The sequence below is a fragment of the Dokdonia sp. R78006 genome (assembly GCF_042466145.1).
Classification (GTDB): Bacteria; Bacteroidota; Bacteroidia; order Flavobacteriales; family Flavobacteriaceae; genus Dokdonia.
In genome coordinates this window covers 2,731,564-2,756,310 of sequence record NZ_JAXHBU010000001.1, presented here as the reverse complement: position 1 = coordinate 2,756,310, position 24,747 = coordinate 2,731,564, and the positions used below count along the sequence as shown (strand labels likewise).

The window sequence follows — 24,747 nt, the reverse complement described above, 5'->3', positions numbered from 1 at the left end:
CTAGTTTGCCCTTATTTTTGTTGAAAAATATACGATGCTTAAGACCTTTAGAATTCTCAGTGTATTAGAAGGAATATCATTCTTATTAATCCTTTTTATCACCATGCCATTAAAGTATATATTTGATAATGGAGCACCTAATAAAGTTATTGGTATGGCTCATGGATTTCTATTTCTTGCCTATGTAGTAATGGCAATTATGATGAAATCATATATGAAATGGAACAATAAAACAGTAGGAATCGTCCTTTTATGCTCTATTATTCCATTTGGTACTTTTTGGATGGATAAAAAATATCTCCAGTCTACTTAAAGAATTTTATACTGATATAATAGTTAGGCTCTTCCCCATTACTAGCTCGTATTGCATTAATTATAGGCAAAATAAAGCCTAACACCGCAAGTATTAATAAAGTAACGAGACCTAATCCAAATAATAGTATTGCAGGGATGCTCAGTATGCAATAAATGAACAGACTTATCTGAAAATTTGCAATAGATTTTCCATGCTCATCCATGTCAATTACTCGGTCTTTATTAGAAAGCCACAGTATAAGTGGTACTATAAAACCTCCAAAACCAGTTATATAGTCTAGAAGTTGGGATAGATGAGTAAGTGCTAGCAGCGTTCTATCTTCACGCGCAAAAGTGGTTTGTTGTACGATTTCCATATGATTGATTATTGATTGATACTATATATGTATATGCTTACGCGAAAATGTTACACGTTTACGTAATTTTGTAAAGATGAATGTACAAGATACTATAGTAGCTTTAGCAAGTCCAGCAGGCGCTGGCGCAATTGCTGTAATACGCGTTTCAGGAGCTCAAGCCCTAAAAATAACCTCCCCTATTTTTAAATCTGTAAGTGGTAAAGTGTTATCAGAACAAAAAACACATACCATCCACTTAGGACATATTATGGATGGTGAGCGCACTATAGATGAAGTTCTAGTCTCTTTATTTAAAGGCACAAACTCATACACTGGCGAGCCTACCGTCGAAATTTCTTGCCACGGATCTAATTATATTCAGCAAGAAATCATACAGTTACTATTAAGGTCAGGCTGTCGTGCTGCGCAGGCAGGAGAATTTACGCTTCGTTCATTTATTAATGGTAAAATGGACTTGAGTCAAGCAGAAGCTGTTGCAGATCTAATTGCAAGTGATAACGAAGCTTCTCATCAAATTGCCATGCAACAAATGCGAGGAGGCTTCTCTAATGAAATAGCACAGCTGCGTCAAGAGCTTTTAAACTTTGCATCCCTCATTGAACTAGAATTAGACTTCTCTGAAGAAGATGTTGAGTTTGCAGACCGTAGCCAGTTTAAAGAACTCATCGCTCGTATCACAAAAGTACTCAAGCGTCTCATAGATTCTTTTGCAACTGGTAATGTAATAAAAAATGGAATTCCTGTAGCTATTGTGGGCGAACCTAATGTAGGGAAATCAACATTATTAAATGCACTGCTCAATGAAGAGCGCGCTATTGTATCAGATATCGCAGGTACCACTCGCGATACCATTGAAGATGAGCTATCAATTGGTGGTATTGGTTTTAGGTTTATAGACACTGCTGGTATACGAGAAACTGTAGATGTGATTGAAGGCTTAGGAATAAAGAAAACATTTGAAAAAATCAAGCAGGCACAAGTAGTTATTTTATTATTTAGTGCAAATGAATTTCTTGCAAATGCCGAGTCTTTCAAAACAGAAATTGAAAAAATCAAAAACAAGTTTCCACTAAAGCCTCTTGTTATTGTCGCCAATAAAGTTGATCAAGTTTCTGAGAGTAACGTTAAAGAAATAATTAATCAAATACCAAATCTCCATTTACTTTCTGCTAAAGAAAATAAAGGAGTTGATGAACTTAAAACTAAACTTCTAGAATTTGTAAACACTGGTGCTTTACGCAACGACGAGACTATTGTTACAAACAGTCGTCACTACGATGCACTCTTGAAAGCACTAGAAGAAATAGAAAAAGTGCAATACGGACTAGATACAGATCTCTCAGGAGATCTTATGGCAATAGATATTAGAGAAGCACTCTATCATTTTGGAGAAATTACCGGACAAGTTACTAATGATGAGCTACTTGGAAATATTTTTGCAAACTTTTGTATCGGGAAGTAATTACGGTAACGAGCAAAAAAATATAAGAATCTTCCTAGAAATTTTGCAAAGTAGATTGATTTAGAATTTTTCTTTAACATTTTATAAATCAATCCTACATTCATCAAAAAATAGTTCCGGAGTATTAGTATTTAGAAAACCTTCATTTGAGTATATTAAATAATAAAGGCTGAGCAATAATAGTATTGCTCAGCCTTAAAATTATAAAGATATAGTACTCCTTATTATCTCTTGATAAGAACTTTCGTTCCCTGTTCTACTCCATTTACAGTTGGCTTTAAGAAATAAAAACCTCTATGTAAATTTTCTAATTGAAGAGACGTAATAGATTGACCTTCAGAAACTATTGCATTTTGAGAAAATACACGAACTCCAAAAATATTGTATAGTTCGAAAGACACTTCGGTATCTATAGAGCTAGTGATTTTCACGTTGGCATCTTTAATTACTGGATTAGGATATACTTTAATCTTAGAAATAATATTTGCAGAATTATTACAAGAACCTAAAGTTGCTCCTTTTCTCAAAAATACTCTGGCTGCATTACGGCTTACACAGAGTGAACGCCCCTTATAACAAACTTGAACGCGTTGTATATATGGGTTATTACCACATGTAACATCCTCTACTGTAACAATAATTTCCTTTGTAGTCTCACATCCATTATAGTCCATTATGGTAACTGATACGGTTGTTGTTTCTTCAGGACAAAAAGTAATACTCTCTGTAGTCTCCCCCGTACTCCATAGTATGGATGTATCACCTTCTGCTACAATATCAAATACAGATAATGTCGTACAACCAGAATCATAACCTTTGTATATAGTCACATCCTCAGATACTGACAATGTTATTTGTGCAGGGCTAGATATATTAATATTTTCAACTAGGAGCTCTTCATCATTACTATCACTAATAATTACTGAATAGGTACCTTCAGATAGATTCTCTGCAAAATTTTCTGTCTGCCCGTCACTCCAAACATAGCTATACGGAGCACCACCTCCAGTTATAGAAACGGTAGCGACTCCATCATTTGCACCAAAACAAGTGATGTCAAATGTTTCTATAGATGCCACTTCTAAAGGCTCTATATTTTCAAATAAGAATCTAGCTGAAACAGGAAAGTGATCAGACGCGGTGAATGCATAGTCTTCATCATAAAATTGATATCCTATTGATGCACTGCTCTCGATATAATTATCAAAAAGCTCATTTGTGATTGCAATATGATCAATCATATTTTCTCTAGATACAAAAGATCTAAATCCAGCATCACTTAATACACTTGTAACAACATTGTAGTTTTCTGGATCTTGTACGTAAGCTATAAATGATGATTCTGTTGTGGGCACACCATCTGCAACCGTCTCATCTACATCATCATTGTAATCTCCTAAAAGAATAACCTTTCTATCTGAAAATTGTACATCTAGAGAATCTTTAAGAACCTCTACATCATAACGACGCATATCATATCTATTTTGAGATTGAGTACTACCATTTGCACGAGCATGTAATGCTATTAAATCTATTTGCTCTGTGGTTCCATTGATGGTAACATCTGCAGTCATTAGGAATGGTAACCGTCCACTTGCGTAAAAACGATCTGTAGTACTAGGATAATCTACTAGAGCACTATCATCTCCTCCATTGTATAATGGATGGATCGTAGCTAATAGTGCTTGAGTTTTTACAAGATTCACCGTAGCAGTTTTATAAATAAAACCAAGCTTTTGAAAAGGTGGTGTACCTGTTGGATTAGAAACAGCATCAGAAAGGATATAATCGTAGCCTTCCAATCCATCCACTAGTTCTGCGAAAAGTACATCATCTGCAATCTCTTCTACAGCAATAACATCTGCATCTAATCTTCTTAGTACTGTACGTACGCTATCTCTCTGTATTTCATCAGACATAGGTCTGCCAGCTGGCGGAGCATTATTTTCATCTCCAAACCACTCAATATTCCACGCGACTACATCAAAGCTATCATCCCTTGAAACATCAGAGGTTTCATCTGGACTTTCAAAAGGAGTAGCGCATGGTATATCACTTGCTACTCTAGGTAATAGTTGGAAATTATCACCAAAACGACCTACAACTCCTACAATATCACAACTACTAGGTTGTGTTAATGTAATAAGTGAAGATGCATTCCCGTCTATACGCAACTGACCTGTTCCACTGCTATCTGTTAGTTCAAAATTAGAATTTCCAAATAGTAAGTCTCCTTCATTAGGAAAGCTCGCATTTACAACACGCACTAATTGTCCTTCGTAATTAGATAATTGTGATAAAGTGATAGTTATAGGTTCTATAACACCTGTAGGCGGTGCATTAATTTCCACAATATTTACAGGACTTATCTGTGCAAGATCATTGAATGCACTTCTTGTACCTGTAACTGTGATAGAATCACCGATAGCAAATACATTCTCACCATGAACAAGATTATCAAATATTGCAATTCCTCCTGTTGCATCTTGAATAAATGCAGGTCCATTAAACTGATCACTTACTGTTAGGATTCCAGTAGTTGTTACGGTATCTCCTTCAGCAGCTGCTCTCACCTGCGCGATAGTAAGTATTTCCCCTGGCGTAATAATGGCATCATTTGCTTTCCCTGGTGTTGGAGTCTGACCAACATAGTTTGCTGTATTTCTAGTCCCTCCTTGTCCATTTGGAATTCTCTGTAAAGACTCTGAGTCTTTACTTCCGTTTGAATTCTCATTAAGCTGCTCTTGTCCAGGATTTAATAATATTATTAGTTCTATATCTGTATCATCATCAGTTCCATAAACTATTGCATCAACTAGTCCATCAAGGGTTAGTACTGCTCCATTTGGAAAATCAACCGCAGTTCCCTGATATAAACCTATAGCATCTGCTCCATTTTGAAAGGAGTTGCCAGGAATTACTAAATCTACATTTAAAACATCTGCATTTCCTAAAACAAAGTATCCTTCTTCATTCGTAGTAAAGCCTTCTAAGTCAAAAGTGTTATAAACAGCATCGCCATTTCCATTATAAGCAACAACTACAAATCCAGAGAGAGAGGTATTACCCTGTCCACCATCGTAAATTTCAAGAAATTCTTGTGAATCTGATCCTGCGGTGTCTGCATCAAGTTCATTAATAACTAAAGTAATTGGCTCAGTAGCATTGCTATTTGTGGCTCCAGGAGTAGGCAATGCACTCACATAAGCTGTAGTTTCTCTTAAACCACCTGATCCATTTGTAAATCTCTGTAAAGAGAATGTATCCTTATTACCTAAAATATCTTCATTAAGCTGTTCTTGACCTTCTTTTAGAAGTATGAGCAAACCATCGTCATCTGCATCATTAGTATCGTAAACAACGGCATCTTGCAGATTGTCAAGATTTACTGGACTTCCATTTGGAAAATCAATGGTAGCATCTTTATAAAGAGCAATAGCATCTGCTCCATTCTGAATCCCATTATTAGCAAAAACGATGCTTGCAGAACCTATTGACTCATTTCCTAAAACAAAAAAACCATTTGCGTTTGTGGTAAAGCCATCTAATGAATAAGATGCATAACTTGTATCACTAGAACCGTTATAAAATACTAAAGTGTATCCCTCAAGAGATGTATTACCCGTTCCTCCGTCATATAATTCTATAAATTCCATGGTATCTGTACCAGTATTGTCTGCATCAATTTCATTAATAAGCAACACCGCATCGTTTGTTGGTTCTGAAGGAACTGTGATATTTTCAGAATTTGGAGAATTGATAGCTTCTCCTGCAGATGGTATTGCACTTGGAAAACTTGGAAGCCCAGCCCCATTAAAATTATTTCTAATCCAGTCTGTTGTGCTTCCCGAATTAGTTCCACTAGGAATTCTAGATGCTCCACCTACTGTAAAAATTCCTCCATCAAAATCATTGGTTAGTACCACATCGCTGTATGACATATCTCCTTCATCACCATCACTTACCGCTACACTATCAATAATCTCATCCCAAGGATTAACATCAATTAATCCATCTACATTTGTATCAATAGTTTCTCCTATGTTACCACTAAAGTTTGTAACAAGAATAATCGTTTGAGATCCATTTTGAAACACATTGTTTTGAAAAGGTATTGTATAAAGTCTATCTGCGGTGGTAATACCTAATTGAAAAACCGAAGTAATAGTTCCAACAGAATTTACATCCCCCTCAATAATTAAAAGTGAATAGGCTGAGAGATCTTCATTAGCACCTGCTAGAACTTCTATAAACTCTTCAGTATCAGAACCAGTATGATTAAATACAAATTCATTAATTACAGGCGTAATTATCAAAGTACCAAAAACTTGATTTGTATTTACCGCTCCAAAGGTATTTGTATTTGTAATTTCCCAAGTAAAATCACCTGCTTCTGTGCCATTTCCAGATAGAGATAGTGAACTTTCGGTTGAAGTATCTGCTCCTTCGGCTACACCTATATTTCTACTAGTAAGTCCATCTGCCGGACCGCCTATAGCAGTAAGCTCTCCTTCATATGATAGAAATTGAACCACGTTATCTGTTGTATCTACAAGAGCGATACCGTCTGGAGCACCATTCTGAATTCCTGTAATAGGAAAATTTACTGTTCCATAACCATTTTGTTGATTGGCTATTACTCCTGAAAGGTCTACAGTTCTATAAGCTTCGTTATTAGAACCATTATATAAAACTAATGACCATCCGGCTAAATCCATTCCTTCAGGACCAGCAAGCTCGATTCCTTCATTAACATCGCCTCCGGCGTTGTCATAATGCAATTCATTAATAAAAACACCTTGAGCATTTATATTAACACTTAGAAATGCTAGTATAAAACACAAAAGCGCATTGAGTAGTTTTTTTTTCATTGAGTGAGTTTTTAGTTATGATTTTTGCAAATCTACAACCAAACTCAGTGTGCAATGTTTCTATATTGTTAAGCAATCGGCAAATGGTGATCAACAATAATTTAAATATAATTTTATAATAAAATAGGACTTATTATAGATGATATAATTTCAAAGGGGTATAATTATTATCTAGGTTTTCCTCTTTGATATTGATTTGGCCAAGCAATCTTCTTTCCACCAAGTTCAGGACTTAATAATCCAAAATATGGATTTCGTAACATTTCTCTACCTATAAATATTAAATCTGCCTTGTCTTTAGTTAAAATCTCATCAGCTTGAATGGCGTCATCAATTAAGCCAACTGCGCCCGTGGCTATATTTACTTTCTTTTTAATTTCTTCTGCAAAAGGAACTTGGTAGTTTTTTTCAACTGGAATTTCTTGATTATTAACAACACCCCCGGTTGAACAATCTATCAAATCTACTCCGTTATCTTTGAGGAGTTGAGAGATTTTTAAAGAATCCTCAATAGTGTAACCACCTTTTGCCCATTCCGTAGCAGATATACGAACAAATAAAGGCATTTTATCAGGAATTACTGATCGAATTCCCTTTGTCACCTCTTGTAAGAAGAGGGCTCGCTTTTCAAAATTACCGCCATATTCGTCTACACGTTTATTGGTTAGTGGAGACAAAAACTGATTTAAAAGATAGCCATGTGCGGCGTGAATTTCTATAACATCAAAACCTGCTAATACAGCTCTCTTAGATGCATCTATAAATAACTTAATGAGATCTTTAATCTCACTTATAGAAAGCTCTTTGGGCACCACTCCTTCATCATTAAATGATATAGGCGACGGCGCCACAGGGAGCCATCCTCCATTTCCATTTGTAAGCACCTTACTACCTTCCCAAGGCGGTAACGTACTTGCTTTTCTCCCAGCATGTGCTAGTTGTATTCCCACAGCTTTACCTTGCTCTTTAATAAATGTAGTAATTCGCTTAAGAGGTTCGATATGCTCATCTAACCAGATACCCATATCTGAGTGAGTAATTCTTCCTTTTGGACAAATTGCTGCAGCCTCAGTAATTATTAATCCGGCTCCTCCTACAGCTCTAGAACCCAAATGAACAAGATGCCAGTCATTTGCCATTCCGTTAACTGAGCTATACTGGCACATGGGAGAAACTACAATTCTATTTGATAATTCTAACCCTCTTATTGTAAATGGAGTGTATAATTTTGACATTAAAATTTAAATTTGGGATTAGGTAATAGTGTCTGCGTAATTACTACGACCTAAAAATAAGGTTTCACGTAATGTAAAGGTACTTGAAATATGGAAAATCTTATTTAGTAAAATTCTAATTGTTTATTATCTAGTTCATGAATTAATTGAATAGATAGTACTACAATTACAAAGTAGTAACAATAATATTTTAACATTGAAATATAAATTCGAATTGCAAAAAATATTTCCTTGACGAATATTTTGGTTTTTTAATTGATAAAAAATCTATACCCAATGCTTAGCGCATAATTATCAGGCTCACTATTTATAAGATCTATACCCATTAAAAGGCTAATTTCTCCCCAATTATGAGTTCTATAAGTTGAAGACAAGTAGGAAAGAAGCTTTTTTTGTCTAGTTTGTAATGGACCTGCATATGTTCCTAAGTTCTGTAAATAAGTTGCTTTACCTGATATTTTAACACTTTTTAAAGTACCAGAAACTCCTATATTATGAGCTATAACTCTATTGTTTGTAATTCCTAATCCCGTTTCTGGATTAAGTTCAAAGAATGGTAATCCTATTATCCTACCTTCATAAGTCCAACCACTACGATATCCAGCATTACTGAAATAGTTATCTCGACCTGATCTACCAGAACTCCCGCTTTGGCTTCTAGTGTCAACATATTCGTACATTATAGTCTCAAGGATTGAATTATTATTAAATGTGTATTGAGCACCCCATACCCCATCCGGAAAATTTTTAAAGGCTGTTCCTGACCCATCATCAAAGAGATGCAAATGATAAGTTTTTATAGTTCCTCGTTTTAATTGTTTTTCATAACTAAAATCAAAACTACCTAGATGATTGCCTAGTGCATTTACCTGTTCGCCATCTGTAGAATCTTCTCCTCCTCCTTGAGCCAAAAATATTTTAAAATAATCTCCTAGTCCATCAGGCAAATCACCAAGTGTTCTACTCGTTCCTCCCCATTGTGCAAAGTGCTGAACTCCTATTGTAAAATTTTCTGAATCATTAGTTCTGTATCTTAAATTCAATCGTTTATAATGAACCTTAGTATTATCTACAAACCGATTATCATTCAGAATATAATGTCCTAAGCCGTAATCAATGGAAATTTTATCAGTAAGATTAATAAATGATGGTGCTTCAATGACTATCCCAGGTAAAGCCCTTGCATTTCCACTCAATAATATATTTTCATTTGTGGTTGATAATACATTTAAACTTTCAGAAGCTTTTGCTCCCACAGTAATCTTGAAATAAGGAGCCGTATATGATATAAATAGATTACCTCTTTGTAAATTTTCGTTAGTTCCATCTCTATAAAATAACGACGTCCCTCCTTCTAATGAGCTTTTATCGGAGATTTTAAATTCCGCTTTCGCGAAAGCGTGAATACCAAAGGTTGATTGTTCATTTACGTATCCATTATTATTAGAATACATCCAAAAAGGCAATGATTCTGACGACAAAAACACCCGACTATTAATTGACCCCTCGACTTTGACACTCTCTTGTGCTATAATTTGAGAGCAAACAAAAAGAGTTACTAAAAGTTGGACAAATCGCTGTGTCATATCTATATCTTTGAAAATTAAAAGTACTGAAATCTCATCTACTACTTATGTTTTTAAATATACTCAGCTTCTTTCATAAAAAAGTACTCTTTATAAATATTTGGAGTGGTACTCCAGAAATGCATTGTCATGTACTACCAGGAATTGATGATGGGCCAAAAAACAAAATAGAAAGTCTCAACCTTCTTGAAAAATATGCACAATTAGGCTGTAAAAGGATTATTGCAACGCCTCATACAATGAATGGAATTTACAATAATACTATTCATTCCATCAAAAAAGCTTTTGAATCTGTACCCAATATTCCCGAGATTAAACTTACTTACTCTTCTGAATATATGTTAGATGATAATTTTAATAATCTTCTTGAAGAAGATCTAATAATCCCTCTTAAAGATAAGTACATACTAATAGAAATGTCTTACATGCGACCTCCTGAAAATTTATATGAGTTAATTTATAAATTAAAGTCTAAAGGATACATGCCTATACTAGCACATCCTGAACGCTATAAATATTATCATGATAAATACCATATCTATTCCGAACTCAAAAGAAAAGGCTGCCTTTTACAGCTAAACGCTCTAGCACTCACACCGCATTATGGAAATTCTTGCCAAAGGGTTGCATTTAAACTTTTGAAAGAAGGCCTTTATGATTTCATCGGTGTTGATGCTCACAAAATAGATCACCTTGAAAAAATTGAGACTATGAAATTATCTAAACAATATAAAAATAGGTTAACTGATATATGTTCTAAAACGACAAAAGTATTCTCTAGTTGAAATTATTAAGTGTAATGAAATTAATATAAACTATTATCAAGAACAAATATGTTATCCCTTGAAATAATAGAAAGCTAGAAACCTATCCCTAATTTTTGTTTTATTCTCTTCATTAAACTAGGTTCTTCTAGACCATAACCGTATCCATATTGAGAGCCATAACCCAAATTAGTCATTTTAACACCATTTATAATAAACGCCACATTCTTTAATTTTCCTTCTTCAATGAGCTCCTTTGGGTGTTTAATTAGTTTCTTATCTGTATAGTTTGCGCGTGATACATATACTGTCATATCTGCTTTCTGGCTAATTAGTAGCGTATCAGTAACTAATAGCGTAGGCGCAGTATCAACAATGACATAGTCATATTTTGACTTAACTTCATCTATTAGATTATCAAATCTCGAATTAATTAAAAGTTCGGCTGGATTGGGCGGAATATGTCCTGACAATATTAAATCAAATGAACTATCACCTCCATCTGCTCTATTAGTTATGGTTTCAATATCTAAAGTTGAGTCATTTAAATATTCAGATAGTCCAATATTCCATTCTTCTTTGTCTATATACCTGTGCAACTGAGGATTTCTGATATCTGCTCCTATTAATAATACAGATTTACTTGTACTATTAAGTGTTAACGCCAAATTGTAAGCGACAAAAGTCTTTCCCTCGCCCTTCACTGCAGACGTAACAAAAATGACATTTTCCTTCTCATTAGCATTTCTCTTTAAAACATAAGCGATATTAGTCCGAATAATTCTAAAGATTTCTGCAAGAACGGAACGATCATTAGCTGTAATTACGTCACTATCTTTATTATTTAAAATAGGTATTTCACCTAAAAAGGATAAGCTTGATATGTATCTCTCAACATCATCTCGATTATGAATTTTAGTATCAAATAACTCCTTTAAATAAATTAACAAAAGTGGTATAAGTAAACCGAGAGTGCCAAATTTCAAATATGTAATATTCTTCTGAGGAGAGACCAAATTTCTTAGACTGTATGCCCTATCTACTATTTTTGCTTTCGGTGTTGCCACTGCAAGAGATATAGCTGTTTCTTCTCTTTTCTTCAATAAATAGAGATATAGCGATTCTTTTATACCTTGTTGTCTTGCTATATCACGCGCACCTTTAGACAAATTAGGCATGGTCGATAGCTTATCTGTTATATTATATTGTTCATTATTTAAATCATTTTTCTGAATTAAAAATGATTTCTTTACAGACTTTAGGCTGTTTAAAATATTGTCTTTTAAACTTTCAATTTGACTCGTTAATTGTACAACGACTGGGTTTAACTCTGTTGCATTTTGTAACAGTCTATTTCGCTCTAATATAAGTGTATTATAATTTTCTAGCTGTCCCTCGGCACCGGCAAGAGCTATACCAGTATTTGTGGGAAGAAGCTCTGTTTGATTATCGGTTTTAAGATATTCAGTCATAAGATCAAACAACTTAACTTGCGTGTTAAGTTCTACACGTTTTTTTACAAGTTCATTTGCATTTAGTAGAGAGAGCCTTCCCTCCGTTTCTAAATTAATAATCTCATTACGTTCTCTAAATTTTACATTATCCGTTTCGACTGAATCTAATTCGGCTGTAATTATGGATAGACGATTGTCAATAAAATTTGCAGTATTTTTTGATACCAGATTACGATCATTAATAGCATCCTCATTATAGACAGTTATGAGATTATTAAGAATTGCTTCACCTTGATCTTTATTAGGCCCTTTAATTGACAAGCGCAACACGCTGCTATACTTAGTAGTTTGAGTTATTGACAAACTATTTTGAAGTCGGTTTACGGTGTTCCCTCTATCCACATAAAGGATACGTACAAAATGTTGATCTGCATAGTCTATTTTGGCAAACTCATCACCGTTGGTTGGTACTACTGTGATACTAACGTCGGATAAAACAATTCTCTCTCCAAAATTGTATGTCTTCGAATTTTCATCCTTCTTTTCCTTCATAGCAAATTGCGTTTTAGATAGCACTTTGATATAAATATTCTTATTAAGAATTGAAGTATTATCTAAAGAGAATAAGACTTTAAATGGGATGTTCTTATAAATATAAACGTACTTCAAATTTTCCTCGTCAATATAATTCGTTGTAAGCTCTAAATTATCAACAACATACCCTAAAAGACGTTTCGATTTGATTATTTCTATTTCATTATCAAATGAAGATGGGCTTAAAGCTGTACTTCCAATTCCTAAATCATCAAAAGCAGCAAGCTCAGATACCGCACTATTATTTTGATCTTTTATAAGTATAGTAGTTTGACTTTCGTAAATGTGTGTAGCAAATTTTAAATATAAAAATGCCAATGTCAAACTTAAAATAAAGCTAAAGATAATTATAGGCCAGAATTTTAGATATTTAAGTACTTCCTCTTTAATATTTAAATCATCTTCTTTAGAAGAATTTGTTGATTCTTGCATATTACTTAACGAGTAAAGAGAGTTATTACGGCAAGTGCTAAACCAGCTATAGAAAATAAAATGGTAGTACTCCTAGAAAAGGCTGCACTTTGAACTTGTGCCTTATTAGGGGAAACAATAAGAACATCATTTTGTTGTAAATAGTAAAACTCAGAACCTAGAATCGATGCCGATGTCAGATCAATTACTTTATAGATTTTAGACTCATTAGATTCTCTTATGAGTACTACATTCTTTCTATCTCCATATATAGTTAAATCGCCAGCAAGACCTAATGCTTTAAGCAATGAAATATTCTCATCGTTAATGGAGTATGTACCAGGTCGTTTTACCTCGCCTAATACAGAAATTGTAAAATTTATTATACGTAAATTAATAACTGGATCTTTTACATAGATGCTTACTGCTTCCTTTAGCCTTTGCAGCGCTTCTGTACGGCTTAGATTACCAACTGTAATTGAACCAACTAATGGAAACTCAATAGCTCCATATTGATCAACTAAATAGGTATTAGAAGGTGAATATCCTGTAGAACTTCCATCCTGTTGTGCAACACCTACTGTGGGGTTAAACGCTGAGACTACTTCTGGAGAACCTCCAACTACAAAAATGGAAAGTAAATCATTAGGTCTTATTATTGTATTGTAACTTATTTCATTCTTACTTGTGTTTAACCTTTCAATATCTTGAAAATAAAGCACTTCCTTTTTGGAAATACAGGAGGACAAACATGTGCTCACAAGTAATAAAATTACTAGAATTTTAAAAATTCGCATTAAGTAGGGGGATTTTTTATTATGTTTTGAAAAATAGTGATTTGGTGCTAGGCAATATTTTTTGCACCAACCGCCCCTTTTTCTTGTGACACCTCTATATCAAGTATCTCATACTCAGAATTGTTACTTTTAAACTCAGGAATGAGAGATTTAAGTTTTGCAACACTAATTGAGTTATTATTTTTGATAGCAGCCTTAATAATGGAGTTTACCACTTCATTAATCTGTTCATAATCATTCTCCATGTCCTCACTTATCATTATTTTATTATGATGTGTAGGAAGCGTTGTACTTTCGTCACTTAGAAGCTCTTCATATAATTTTTCACCAGGACGTAAACCTGTTATTTTTATTTCAATGTCTTGATTGAGAGTATGCCCTGCAAGCTTAATCATCTTTTCGGCAAGATCCATGATGCGAACAGGTTCCCCCATATCAAAAATAAATATTTCACCTCCCTTACCCATTACGCCTGCTTCTAGTACCAACTGACAAGCCTCAGGAATTGTCATGAAATAACGAATAATATCTGGGTGTGTTATGGTAACAGGCCCTCCAGCTTCTATTTGCTTTTTAAATAAAGGAACCACAGACCCATTAGATCCAAGAACATTTCCAAAACGGGTAGTTATGAACTTAGTATTTCTTTTCTTGCCATTTTTAAGGAGATTAAAATGCTTAGACTGGACATACATCTCGGCAGCTCTCTTGGTTGCACCCATTACATTTGTTGGGTTTACTGCTTTATCAGTACTTACCATTACAAAGTGACTCACTTTATGCTTTGCGGCTATATCTGCAAGGTTTTTTGTTCCGTAAATATTTGTGAGTATAGCCTCAGATGGATTATTCTCCATTAATGGCACATGCTTATAAGCTGCTGCATGATAGATAATATCAATTTTAAAAGCATCAAAAAGAACTCTCAATCGGTTACGGTTTGCTACATCACAGATAACAAATTCAAAATCTATGTCAGGAAATGCTCCCATAAGTTCTAAACTTAGAGAATGTAACGGCGTTTCTGCTTGATCTAATACAATAAGCTTCTTAGGGTTGTAAGATGCTACTTGTCTTGCGATTTCACTACCTATAGATCCAGCACCACCAGTAACAAGTATAATCTTACCTTGTATTTTACCTGATTTAACACTGTCGTTAAGTTGTATTGGATCTCTATTTAACAAATCTTCTATTTGTAAACTTTTGAGCTGATCTGTAACTGTAGTTTTCTCACTCCAGTTTATTACTAATGGAGAATTGAAGACTTTAATGTCGTGCTCAAGACACTCTTTTACTATAGAAAAACGTTCTTCGGCAGTCATGGAGTTTCCTGCAAAGACTATTGCCTCTGCATTTAACTTTTCTAACAAATCAGAAATACCTTTATCCAACTCTAACACAGGTTTATCTAAAATCCTCAAGCTTTTGTTTTGCCTTTTTGAAATAAAGCCAGTGATTATAAAACGTTGCGGATGCTCGATATCAAGCGCTGCTGCAATTGAAATTGCACCATCATCTACTCCAATAATTACCGCTCTAATAATCTCTTCGTGCTTTTGAGCAATCTTAAATCGTTCGTATAATTGCTTTACCGCGAGTCTAAAGGTAAAGAGCGCTGTAAATGAAATAAAAGAGAATAAAATAAGCCCTACATTAATAAATAGCTTCTGGTTCTCAATCTCCAACCAGAAGATATTAATAATCATCAAAACTCCAAATGTTGAGATGGTAGCAAACATTAACTTAAGAGCATCCATAAAAGATGAATGCCTTATAAGCCCTGCATACGTTTTAAATATTAAAAGAAAGACAAAGTTTACACCTACAATAAGGCTTAGTTGTTGTGTATTTGATATTGCCTTTAGAGGAGCTATATTAAGATCAAGAAGTAATAAATAAGTAAGTATTAATGAGCAAAAAATTAAGAAGGTATCAATAAAAAGTACCGCCCATCTCGGCAAGTACCTTACATTCCTTATATCGAGTTTGTTCTCCTCAGAAAACAATCTATTTATTGCACTTAATAACCTATTGAACATTCGTCAAACAATTTTTGAAGACTTCAAAGATAACTTTTTCGATGCGCACTCTATCATCATTTGTTAAATTTGAACCAGATGGAAGACATAACCCATTATCAAACAACTCATCAGATACTCCACTACCGTAATATGGAACACCTTTGAAAACAGGCTGTAAGTGCATAGGTTTCCAAAGTGGTCTTGACTCTATATCTGCTTTCGCGAAAGCGTGGCGCAAATCTTCTCTAGTAATACCGCCAGTTTTTGATGGATCAATAAGTATAGCACTAAGCCAGTGATTACTAAAATAATGATCTGATGGTTCTTGAAAAACAGTAACACCACTTATGGTTTTAAATGCCTTAACATAAAACGCATTCATAGATCTACGTAAACCTATATGTTTATCTAACACTTCCATTTGCCCTCTACCAATCCCTGCCGAAATATTACTGAGTCTATAGTTATAACCTATCGTTGTATGCTCATAATGCGGAGCATCATCACGTGCTTGTGTAGCAAGAAATACTGTCTTCTCTTTATCTTCTTGTGAATGGCAAACCATTGCTCCTCCTCCACTTGTTGTGATGATCTTATTGCCGTTAAATGATAGAATTCCAAAACGACCAAACGTTCCACATTTCTGCCCCTTAAAAGTTGATCCAAGAGCCTCTGCACTGTCTTCTATTACCGGAATATCATATCTAATAGCAACTTCATTTATCAAGTCTACTTGATAAGGCATACCGTATAAATGTACAGCAACAATAGCTTTAGGTTTTCTACCTTTTGTAATTCTATCCTTTATTGCTACTTCTAGATGCACAGGGCAAAGGTTCCATGTAGTTTTCTCACTATCTACAAGTACAGGATTTGCACCTAGATATTTAATAGGATTAATACTACCACAAAATGTAAAAGACTGGCAGATTACCTCGTCTCCTGCTACAACACCACACTGTATTAATGCAAGATGAATAGCTGCTGTTCCAGAACTAAGAACAGCTATTTCTACATCGTTATCTTGATATTCTTTAAGATCGCTTTCAAAACCATTTACATTAGGTCCTAAAGGAGCTACCCAGTTTGTATCAAAAGCTTCTGTTACATATTTACGCTCATTTCCTCCCATATGAGGAGAAGAGAGCCAGATTTTACTAATACTTGACATACACTATGCGGTGATTTTATTTTTTACAAATATAGCTTTTAGCGTAAGACCTATGATATAGAGATCGTGCCTAAGGGATTTTTTTTTACAATAATCGAGATTCATCTTAACTTTATCGGGAAATATGACAGTATCATTATATTCTTGAGGATTGTCCTTTGTTAATAATAGTGCTTCTTCATTCAAATATTTTAAAGCTGCTAGACTAGTAAGACCAGGCTTACAGTTTAAAATTTGTCTGCTTTCTCCGCGCAAAAGGTCATAGTATCCTGGAACATCAGGCCTAGGACCTACAAAAGACATGTCTCCTATTAATATATTAAATAACTGAGGAAGCTCATCAATCTTAAACTTTCTTAAATATTTTCCAAAAAGAGTCACTCTATTGTGTCTCATCGTTTTGACCTTATATATTATGAAAGGTTTACCGAACTGACCTATTCTAATTTGTGAAAATAAACCATATGACTTTGTACTAGCACTTGATATAATTAAGACTAATACGATAAAAGCGAAGAATACGATTAAAAGTATAAAAGCAATCAGTTTTTCTACATTATTCATGAAATTTTATAGGTTTCGCAGGTATACCAACTGCTGTACATTTTTCTGGCAAACTTTTAGCAACCACTGCTCCTGCGCCAACAATTGTGTCTGCTCCTATTTCTAATTGATTGATAATTTTTGCACCGGTTCCAACATAAACACTTTTGCCTATATTCACTTCGCCAGATATATTAACAGATGGCATAAATGATGAAAATTCATTTATAACAGTATCATGCCCCACTGTGCATGACAAGTTCAAGGTAACAAATCTTTCTATTTTTATATCACAAGTCACAACAACGCCAGCACAAATTACAGTACCTCCTCCAATATGGATATTATCGTAACCTATTATTGAACTTGGATCAATGAGGACAGGAAAGGTTATCAGCTTATTTTCTTTCAAAGAGTTTACAATTATCTCTTTAATTTTTGGAACTCCTACACCCAAAACAACATTAATAGTTTTGTTATAATTTATAAGATCCTTTGTTGTGCCTAATAACGGAACACCATTTATAGTAGAAGGTAAATCTGTGTTGTCATCATAAAAACCTAATAAATTATATGTTGGATTTACTGCATTTATCCTATCTATAATAAACTTAACTTCTCTACCAAAACCTCCCGCTCCTGCGATTACTATGTCTTTCATATGTTATTTTTTTGTTCCTTTAAACTTAGTCGTTGTAGCCTCTCCTTGTGCACTAATTCCTTCACTCACAAATACTTTCTTAACGGTTAAAAATAGAATTTTTAAATCTAAAAGAAAAGATTGATGGTTTACATACCACACATCAAGTTCAAATTTTTTCTCCCAGCTTATGGCGTTACGGCCATTTACTTGGGCCCAGCCAGAAATTCCTGGTTTTATATCGCTGCGTTTACGTTGCTCTGCTGAGTATAATGGAACATACTCTGGCAGCAAAGGTCTTGGGCCTATAAAACTCATATCACCTTTAAGAATATTAAGAAGTTGTGGTAACTCATCAAGAGATGTTTTTCTAATAAACTTTCCTACAGGAGTAAGTCGTTTTGCATCTGGAAGAAGATCACCAGAAGCATCACATTTATTATTCATTGATCTAAACTTTATAATTCTAAAAACCACATCCTTTTTCCCTGTTCTTAACTGTGTATAAAAAGGCTTTCCCGCATTTGCAATAGCCAGCAGTATTGTGATTACAATAAACACAGGAGCAATAAGAATAAGACCTACTAATGCACAGCAAAAATCTGCAATGGGTTTCAAAATTTTATTATATAACATGAGTTTAATTTTTGTTACCCTTTAAAGTGGCCAATAGTGTGTTGTACTCTTGAAGTAGCGCTTGCCAAATTTCTTTTCTTTCATAACTACTTGTTATGATTGCTCTAGCATTTGCCTGAGTATGACTATAAAAATCCTTATCCTCTATAAGTTTATACATTGCTATTTCGAGTGCGGCACTACTTTTTACTGGAATAATTAATCCATTGAGATTGTTTACGATAATCTCATTACATCCATTTATATCTGATACTATAGACGGCAACCCCATAGCACCGGCTTGTAATACCACATTAGGAAATCCCTCCCTATATGATGGAAAGGTTAACGCTTTCGCGAAAGCAAGATAAGGCCTTACATCATCTACATATCCTGTTGTATAAATCTTAGGATGCTTTTTAATAATATCTTGTGTAGTCTGTAAAAGTGGATCCAGTTCCTCTTCTAGAGGACCCACAAGCAGTAATGATGTCTCTGGATGCTTTTGTTGAACAGTTACAAATGCTTTTACCAATTCATTCACACCTTTATCTCCTACTAGTCGCCCTACAAGAATGAATGTAAAATCACTAACCGCTATTTTGAGTTCGTCACTGACATCTAGACTATTATTTACTAAAGAATCTTTTGAAAAATAAGTAGTATCTATCCCATTTGAAGAGCCCTTTCCTATCACTTTAAGCTTTGAAGATTCAACAAATTTTAATTCCTCCACAATAGTTTTAAGACCCTGAGCGTTAGGATACACTTTTGTTGCAAAACGGTAGGTTAATTTTTCAACAATATCTAGCAGTTTTCTTTTTGCACCAGTAGCCTCTAGTAATGGTAACCCAGCTACTGTATGCAATCTTAGAGGTACTCCAGCAAGCTTTGCGGCGAGCATACCTACAATGCCCGCTTTAGGCGTATGCGTATGAACAATAACAGGTTTCTCTTTCTTTAAAAATATATAAAGTTTATATACAGCCTTGAGGTCTTGTAATGGCGTTATTTTTCTTGTCATTTCAAGAAAAAAATAAGGCACACCTTGCTTTCTAGCTACTCTTTTAAGCTCCTCTTCTTGAGAAGATACAGCAATAACCTCAAAATAATCTTTCATAAAGTCAAGCTGCCCCTCGAGGAGCTTATCTAATGAGATAGGTACCGTTGTAATTCTTATTAATTTTTCTCTTTGCATTTTTTCTTGTGCCATCGTAAATAGGTTGCTGTGTTATTTTAATAGCCTATTTTATTTGCATCTTTAATTAATTTTGCTGGATTACCACCTACAATTGTATTTGGTTTTACATCTTTATGTACAACACTATTTGCTGAAACTACTGCTCCTTCACCTATTGTAACTCCTCCTAAAATAAAACAATTTGCTCCTATCCATACATTACTTTCAATGATAATAGGCTTGCCTTTATCTGTAGTATTTATTCTATCAGATGTATTATCAAATGATAATTGATGTCCATTACCATCTATGATTTGAGTATTGGCGGCAATTAATACATTATCACCTATTTTAATAGAATTATATGCATGTATACAAGTTCCGTGAATTCTACAATTTGAACCTATAGTTATTTGAGCTTTATCTCTATCTGCTAGGATTTTACAAGAAGAATGCATATTTATATGATAACCAGTATTACTTGAATTCAGTAATGTATTATTTCCTATTGTAATAACTGCTGTAGGGTTTCTCATAACTGCAGGAAAGCTTTTAAACAAAACTCCTTTACCCAATTTTACACCTTTGACATTACATCTTAATCTAGTAATGATAGTCGCTAATCCGTAATATAGTTTTATAATCATAAGTCTATAGGTAATTTGCAATTCCTGATTACAGCATTAAATTTGCCATTTTTACCAAGAGGGATATCATTTAAATATTCCATTTTTACTGTAACCTCAGTACCGAGCCTTTCTTCTAGATTAAATCTAAATTTTTTCTCAATAGCATCTGTATATTCTTCACTGACTACATTTTTAACAATAAACAAATTAACTTCCTCTTGAATTATCTGACTTTTAGAGATTCCAACTAAACCTTTATATGCCGTATCCATTCTCCCCACATACCCTTTTTCACGAGTCCATAATAGATCATCTTCCCTACCTATTATTTTATCAATTATTTGCATTGCACACCCGCAGTCACAAGTTATGTCAGTAGAAGGCATCAATACAGTATCCTGAATGTCATATCTTACCAAAGGTGTTTTATAATTTCTAAAGCTAGTAACTACCATTCTTCCTATTTCATTAGGACCTGCTGGTTGATCATTTTTATCCAAAAACTCAAACACACCAGAGTCTTCATTAACATGTAAATTGCCATTTACACATTCAGTTATGAATGGACTCCCTTCACTAGATGCATATTGATTAAACACTTTACAGTTAAACACTTTTTCGATTAAGACTCTTTGATAATCGTGAAGCGTCTCTGCAGTTGTTGTTATTCCCTTCGGTGTGAAGTTTATTTTCCAATTATTCTCTTCTACAAATTTTGCAAGAATATAAAATGCAGAAGGATAACCGTCCATAAAGACAGGTTTATACTTATTTATCTTAGTAATATAAGCCAACGCATTTTTGTCTGTAAGATGATACGTAGACATAAACAATTGATTCTGTATATAATTGTTTACCCAAAATGGCGGTTTCGAACTCGTTGGTTTTACTAAAATTCTACCCGAGAAACGAATGCTTTTATCATTTTTCTTAATACCTATAGTATTTTGAAAACGTGTCCAAAGTGCAAATGCTCTTTCTATAGATTCTTTGTCTAAGTAGTTTACGGTAGGAGAACCAGATGTTCCACTCGTATATCCTACTTCTACAAGTTCTCTCTCTGGGTTAGTATTAATTAAATCATCTACTTTAGTTTTTCTATCTATTTTGGATAGAAAGGGCAATCTCTTTAAAGCGGCATAAGGATCATTTACTATTTCCTCAGTACTAATAGAAACCTTGTTGAAAGAATCTTTATAATAAGGGACATATTCATTTACTTCTAATAACAATTTTGTCAATCTTTCTCTCTGATAATTTACTACAGTAGTATTGTCTGATTTCCATAAGGCGTTATACTCTTTCAAATAAGCATAGTACCCTTTTGTATATCTACTTCTCTCATTAAGAAAAGCTTTTATGTTAAGTAAAATAACTTTAACAAAATAAGGACTTAGTTTATAAATTTTATCAATCATTACTCATGGATATAAACGTTGTTACTTAGCATTAAGTAAAAAATAATTACTTAGAATAATCTATAATTACTTCTAACTCCTTGGTTTGATTTTTTCTATCAAATATATCTAAAACTCCTTGTTGTGAATGAACTTCTAGACCATCATGCTTCCATTTCGATATTACCTTTTTCCAAATTTCCATCTGCCTTTCCTTAGAGTCATTATGAATATCGAAATTAGAACCTAAATCATATTTGTTAATTAATGCTGTAGGTTCTGATTTATTTGGAGCAAAATTCATAATAAACTTATTTGCTGCGAGATATTCATAAAATTTTAAAGGAACTCCTGTATAATGAGAAAGCTTTTCTCCTACAATTAACCACAGAATGGTAGATTCTTGGTATTGTTTGATTACCTCATTACGTGGGATCTTACCAATATATTTGACTGTTTTATAAGACATAAAACTTGCCATTTCTTCTTGTAAAGACTTTTCGAAATTTCCAGCAATAACGATCTCCACATCATCAAGCTTCATTAATTTATCCTCTACAGCCCAATCAATAAGCTGGAGCAACCCTTTTGGAGACCTAATACCCCCATAAAAGCTACCTGCGTAGAAAATTCTAATCTTATCTGAATGTTGATTTACAGGGTCATTATCAAAGCTAAAATCATCTTGATCAAAACCATTATATATCACAGAGAATTTTGCGGAATCTTTCTTATAGTGATTTGCATATATCTCACGCATCGCATTTGATATAAATGTAATTTTATCCGCCTTATGTAAAATATTTCGCTCAAATTTCTTATGAAATAAAGAAAGTGGCCATGGCGAGTGTAATTGATGTCCTCCTATGTAATGATAGTCACGTAAATCTCCTATTAGTTTTATTTGGGGATATTTTTTTTTAATATGTAAACCTAACAGATGATTAGTCATTGCTGGAGATGTTGTAATAACCACATCCATATGCCTGATCAATTCATCATTATCTTTCAAGTACTTTTTCACATTAGAATACCAAAATATAGCTTTATCAGGTATAAGAAAATACGACCCTATTTTAACCAAATTTCTTTTGATTTTAGTCTTAATTGTTGAGCCTGTATTTACCGTATTTGAGTCACGTAAATCTGAACTAATATTACTTTTTAAAGAACTTTGAATAGATATAAGGTTAACACCTTTAAGTTGAATATTCATCGTTTCGTCCATTCCCAATGAACTATCTGGATTACTACAAGTAAGGACAGTTATGTTATACTTATTTTTATCTAAATATTTTGCCCAGCTATATGGTCTTCGTGCCGCAGGAGCATTGTAAGGAGGATAGATATAGCTTATAATGAGTATGTTTTTCATTTTTTGTTCTCTATAATGTAGATAAATGTTTGTTTTCTTGACTTACAAATAAATAAAGGTATAGTCCCATCCCTCATAAATAATCCAGAATAAATTGCCGTACCAAATTGTACTACTAGTTAAAGTAACACTTAAAAAAACAGTGTTGAAGAAAAAAGTAAAAGAATAAACTGGTATCAGCGCTAAAAAGTATTTTTTATTTAAAACTAAACCGTAAACATCGCACATTTTTATCATAAGTAATAAGGATAGAATATAACCAACCATTAAAAACCTACCGCCTGAAGGGATTGTTGCTATAATAAAAGAAAAAACAAAATAAAATAGTATGAAAGCCATCAATCTATTTATACTTGGATTTATATATCCATTCTTCTCCATGAAATTCCTAAAATAGACTATAATGGTAAAAAAAGTGATTTTCATCAGAGCCTGAAAAAAATTAGAAACAATTAAAAATGGAGAATTGGCCTCCCTTTCTGCGTAAATATCAGAAACTTCTGCGCTATTATAGGTTCCAATTTTATTAGAAATACTATCTGAAGGAACAATATTTCCAATAAAATCAAAGCTTATAATATTGGATTCCAAAATCCACGAAAGACAAAAACTACCTACAAACGCATAAAAAAGAAACTTATTAACACTTAATTTTGAATAAAGGAATCTTCTCGTAATTGAAAATAAAACTACTACTACTACTCCATATAAAAAAGAAAAATGAAATAATGGTGCACATATTAAAAGTAAAAAATATCTGTTCTTTTTGTAAAGTACAATATTAATTGTAGCTAGAAAAAAAACCCAAATAGCGGTATTAAATCTTGCTCCATTAATATTTGTTATAGGATTAATAATTACAAAAATAAAAAATAAGAGAGATGCATATAACCCAGTGTAACTACCTTGCTCCTTTTTAAAGATTCGCAAAGAAAAATACCAAAATACACCGAAAACTAATCCAAAAGTTGCAAATAATAATTTTGGGTTTTCTGTGAAGCTTTTAAGTGTTGCATAAACGAAAAATCTATACAAATCTGGTGCCCCTCCTAATATATAAAGTTGATAGATATCAAAGAGTGATTTATAATCAAATTCATGAAATACCAATGCAACGCGATAAGAATCTGCCGAATCATTAGAGAATGCAAAGGCAAAACCCAAAAGGGTACAAAATGAAATAAATATTAAACCATTTGTTCTCGACCTTAAGTTTCTAATTGCTATTAAAAAAGAAACAAAAGGTATAGCGCAAAACAAAGGTATATTCAATAAGGATTTTTTGCTCTTCATATTAATTTCATCTATTAGAACAATTTAAAAAT

19 protein-coding genes are annotated in these 24,747 nt (G+C 33.5%); 3 read left to right on the top strand and 16 right to left on the bottom strand.

Annotated features, from left to right (window positions below):
* Window positions 1-34: 34 nt before the first annotated feature.
* Window positions 35-313 (top strand): DUF3817 domain-containing protein, encoded by a 279-nt coding sequence (locus SJY37_RS12255; protein WP_013752231.1) that lies wholly within the window; start codon window positions 35-37, stop codon window positions 311-313.
* Here the strand turns inward: SJY37_RS12255 and SJY37_RS12250 are convergent.
* A complete protein-coding gene (locus SJY37_RS12250; protein WP_298324880.1) occupies window positions 306-671 on the bottom strand; it encodes a DUF4870 domain-containing protein in 366 nt (121 codons plus the stop codon). The genes SJY37_RS12255 and SJY37_RS12250 overlap by 8 nt on opposite strands.
* 76 nt (window positions 672-747) lie before the next feature.
* Here SJY37_RS12250 and mnmE point away from each other — a divergent pair, with 76 nt between their 5' ends.
* On the top strand, window positions 748-2,136 hold the full coding sequence (gene mnmE / locus SJY37_RS12245; protein ID WP_298324877.1) for a tRNA uridine-5-carboxymethylaminomethyl(34) synthesis GTPase MnmE: 1,389 nt from the start codon (window positions 748-750) through the stop codon (window positions 2,134-2,136).
* 224 nt (window positions 2,137-2,360) lie between these two features.
* Here the strand turns inward: mnmE and SJY37_RS12240 are convergent, their stop codons facing one another.
* From SJY37_RS12240 to SJY37_RS12230, 3 genes are all read right to left on the bottom strand, one after another.
* The gene (locus tag SJY37_RS12240; RefSeq protein WP_379953145.1) at window positions 2,361-7,007 is read right to left on the bottom strand and encodes a lamin tail domain-containing protein; all 4,647 of its coding nucleotides are present in this window, start codon (window positions 7,005-7,007) and stop codon (window positions 2,361-2,363) included.
* 167 nt (window positions 7,008-7,174) lie between these two features.
* Window positions 7,175-8,242, bottom strand: a complete 1,068-nt coding sequence (locus SJY37_RS12235; protein WP_298324872.1) for an NADH:flavin oxidoreductase/NADH oxidase — start codon at window positions 8,240-8,242, stop codon at window positions 7,175-7,177.
* 251 nt (window positions 8,243-8,493) lie between these two features.
* Window positions 8,494-9,828: a capsule assembly Wzi family protein gene (locus SJY37_RS12230; protein WP_298324870.1), complete on the bottom strand. Its 1,335-nt coding sequence runs from the start codon at window positions 9,826-9,828 to the stop codon at window positions 8,494-8,496.
* Window positions 9,829-9,875: 47 nt separating this feature from the next.
* Here SJY37_RS12230 and SJY37_RS12225 point away from each other — a divergent pair, with 47 nt between their 5' ends.
* Complete coding sequence (locus SJY37_RS12225; RefSeq protein WP_298324867.1) at window positions 9,876-10,613, top strand: tyrosine-protein phosphatase; 738 nt, start codon at window positions 9,876-9,878, stop codon at window positions 10,611-10,613.
* A gap of 74 nt (window positions 10,614-10,687) precedes the next feature.
* Here the strand turns inward: SJY37_RS12225 and SJY37_RS12220 are convergent, their stop codons facing one another.
* The 12 genes from SJY37_RS12220 to SJY37_RS12165 all read right to left on the bottom strand — a co-directional run bounded on the left by SJY37_RS12220 (window position 10,688) and on the right by SJY37_RS12165 (window position 24,715).
* Window positions 10,688-13,072 (bottom strand): polysaccharide biosynthesis tyrosine autokinase, encoded by a 2,385-nt coding sequence (locus tag SJY37_RS12220; RefSeq protein ID WP_298324864.1) that lies wholly within the window; start codon window positions 13,070-13,072, stop codon window positions 10,688-10,690.
* 5 nt (window positions 13,073-13,077) lie between these two features.
* Complete coding sequence (locus SJY37_RS12215; RefSeq protein ID WP_298324861.1) at window positions 13,078-13,848, bottom strand: polysaccharide biosynthesis/export family protein; 771 nt, start codon at window positions 13,846-13,848, stop codon at window positions 13,078-13,080.
* A gap of 47 nt (window positions 13,849-13,895) precedes the next feature.
* Window positions 13,896-15,890 (bottom strand): nucleoside-diphosphate sugar epimerase/dehydratase, encoded by a 1,995-nt coding sequence (locus SJY37_RS12210; protein ID WP_298324858.1) that lies wholly within the window; start codon window positions 15,888-15,890, stop codon window positions 13,896-13,898.
* Complete coding sequence (locus tag SJY37_RS12205) at window positions 15,880-17,043, bottom strand: DegT/DnrJ/EryC1/StrS family aminotransferase (protein ID WP_379953144.1); 1,164 nt, start codon at window positions 17,041-17,043, stop codon at window positions 15,880-15,882. The genes SJY37_RS12210 and SJY37_RS12205 overlap by 11 nt, the downstream gene beginning before the upstream one ends.
* Before the next feature lie 3 nt (window positions 17,044-17,046).
* Window positions 17,047-17,607 carry a sugar transferase gene (locus tag SJY37_RS12200; protein ID WP_379953143.1) on the bottom strand — a complete coding sequence of 187 codons (561 nt, stop codon included), beginning with the start codon at window positions 17,605-17,607 and terminating at the stop codon, window positions 17,047-17,049.
* Window positions 17,600-18,247: an acetyltransferase gene (locus SJY37_RS12195; RefSeq protein ID WP_379953142.1), complete on the bottom strand. Its 648-nt coding sequence runs from the start codon at window positions 18,245-18,247 to the stop codon at window positions 17,600-17,602. Before SJY37_RS12195 ends, SJY37_RS12200 begins: the two co-directional genes overlap by 8 nt.
* A gap of 3 nt (window positions 18,248-18,250) precedes the next feature.
* Entirely contained in the window at window positions 18,251-18,862 is a 612-nt protein-coding gene (locus SJY37_RS12190) for a sugar transferase (RefSeq protein WP_379953141.1), read from the bottom strand.
* A 4-nt stretch (window positions 18,863-18,866) separates the two neighbouring features.
* A complete protein-coding gene (locus tag SJY37_RS12185; RefSeq protein ID WP_379953140.1) occupies window positions 18,867-20,054 on the bottom strand; it encodes a glycosyltransferase family 4 protein in 1,188 nt (395 codons plus the stop codon).
* A gap of 23 nt (window positions 20,055-20,077) precedes the next feature.
* Window positions 20,078-20,557, bottom strand: a complete 480-nt coding sequence (locus SJY37_RS12180) for an acyltransferase (RefSeq protein WP_379953139.1) — start codon at window positions 20,555-20,557, stop codon at window positions 20,078-20,080.
* A 107-nt stretch (window positions 20,558-20,664) separates the two neighbouring features.
* Window positions 20,665-22,068 carry a phenylacetate--CoA ligase family protein gene (locus SJY37_RS12175; RefSeq protein WP_379953138.1) on the bottom strand — a complete coding sequence of 468 codons (1,404 nt, stop codon included), beginning with the start codon at window positions 22,066-22,068 and terminating at the stop codon, window positions 20,665-20,667.
* Window positions 22,069-22,114: 46 nt separating this feature from the next.
* Window positions 22,115-23,422: a glycosyltransferase gene (locus SJY37_RS12170; RefSeq protein ID WP_379953137.1), complete on the bottom strand. Its 1,308-nt coding sequence runs from the start codon at window positions 23,420-23,422 to the stop codon at window positions 22,115-22,117.
* 42 nt (window positions 23,423-23,464) lie between these two features.
* Entirely contained in the window at window positions 23,465-24,715 is a 1,251-nt protein-coding gene (locus SJY37_RS12165; protein ID WP_379953136.1) for a hypothetical protein, read from the bottom strand.
* Window positions 24,716-24,747 lie beyond the last annotated feature (32 nt).

Coding starts and splice junctions, on each gene's coding strand:
- SJY37_RS12235 (WP_298324872.1), bottom strand. CDS start 8,242: ATGTCAAAATTATACACTCCATTTACAATAAGAGGGTTAGAATTATCA.
- SJY37_RS12195 (WP_379953142.1), bottom strand. CDS start 18,247: ATGAAAGACATAGTAATCGCAGGAGCGGGAGGTTTTGGTAGAGAAGTT.
- SJY37_RS12175 (WP_379953138.1), bottom strand. CDS start 22,068: ATGATTGATAAAATTTATAAACTAAGTCCTTATTTTGTTAAAGTTATT.
- SJY37_RS12210 (WP_298324858.1), bottom strand. CDS start 15,890: ATGTTCAATAGGTTATTAAGTGCAATAAATAGATTGTTTTCTGAGGAG.
- SJY37_RS12255 (WP_013752231.1), top strand. CDS start 35: ATGCTTAAGACCTTTAGAATTCTCAGTGTATTAGAAGGAATATCATTC.
- mnmE (WP_298324877.1), top strand. CDS start 748: ATGAATGTACAAGATACTATAGTAGCTTTAGCAAGTCCAGCAGGCGCT.
- SJY37_RS12180 (WP_379953139.1), bottom strand. CDS start 20,557: ATGAGAAACCCTACAGCAGTTATTACAATAGGAAATAATACATTACTG.
- SJY37_RS12170 (WP_379953137.1), bottom strand. CDS start 23,422: ATGAAAAACATACTCATTATAAGCTATATCTATCCTCCTTACAATGCT.
- SJY37_RS12225 (WP_298324867.1), top strand. CDS start 9,876: ATGTTTTTAAATATACTCAGCTTCTTTCATAAAAAAGTACTCTTTATA.
- SJY37_RS12165 (WP_379953136.1), bottom strand. CDS start 24,715: ATGAAGAGCAAAAAATCCTTATTGAATATACCTTTGTTTTGCGCTATA.
- SJY37_RS12205 (WP_379953144.1), bottom strand. CDS start 17,043: ATGTCAAGTATTAGTAAAATCTGGCTCTCTTCTCCTCATATGGGAGGA.
- SJY37_RS12220 (WP_298324864.1), bottom strand. CDS start 13,072: ATGCAAGAATCAACAAATTCTTCTAAAGAAGATGATTTAAATATTAAA.
- SJY37_RS12230 (WP_298324870.1), bottom strand. CDS start 9,828: ATGACACAGCGATTTGTCCAACTTTTAGTAACTCTTTTTGTTTGCTCT.
- SJY37_RS12185 (WP_379953140.1), bottom strand. CDS start 20,054: ATGGCACAAGAAAAAATGCAAAGAGAAAAATTAATAAGAATTACAACG.
- SJY37_RS12190 (WP_379953141.1), bottom strand. CDS start 18,862: ATGTTATATAATAAAATTTTGAAACCCATTGCAGATTTTTGCTGTGCA.
- SJY37_RS12215 (WP_298324861.1), bottom strand. CDS start 13,848: ATGCGAATTTTTAAAATTCTAGTAATTTTATTACTTGTGAGCACATGT.
- SJY37_RS12200 (WP_379953143.1), bottom strand. CDS start 17,607: ATGAATAATGTAGAAAAACTGATTGCTTTTATACTTTTAATCGTATTC.
- SJY37_RS12250 (WP_298324880.1), bottom strand. CDS start 671: ATGGAAATCGTACAACAAACCACTTTTGCGCGTGAAGATAGAACGCTG.
- SJY37_RS12240 (WP_379953145.1), bottom strand. CDS start 7,007: ATGAAAAAAAAACTACTCAATGCGCTTTTGTGTTTTATACTAGCATTT.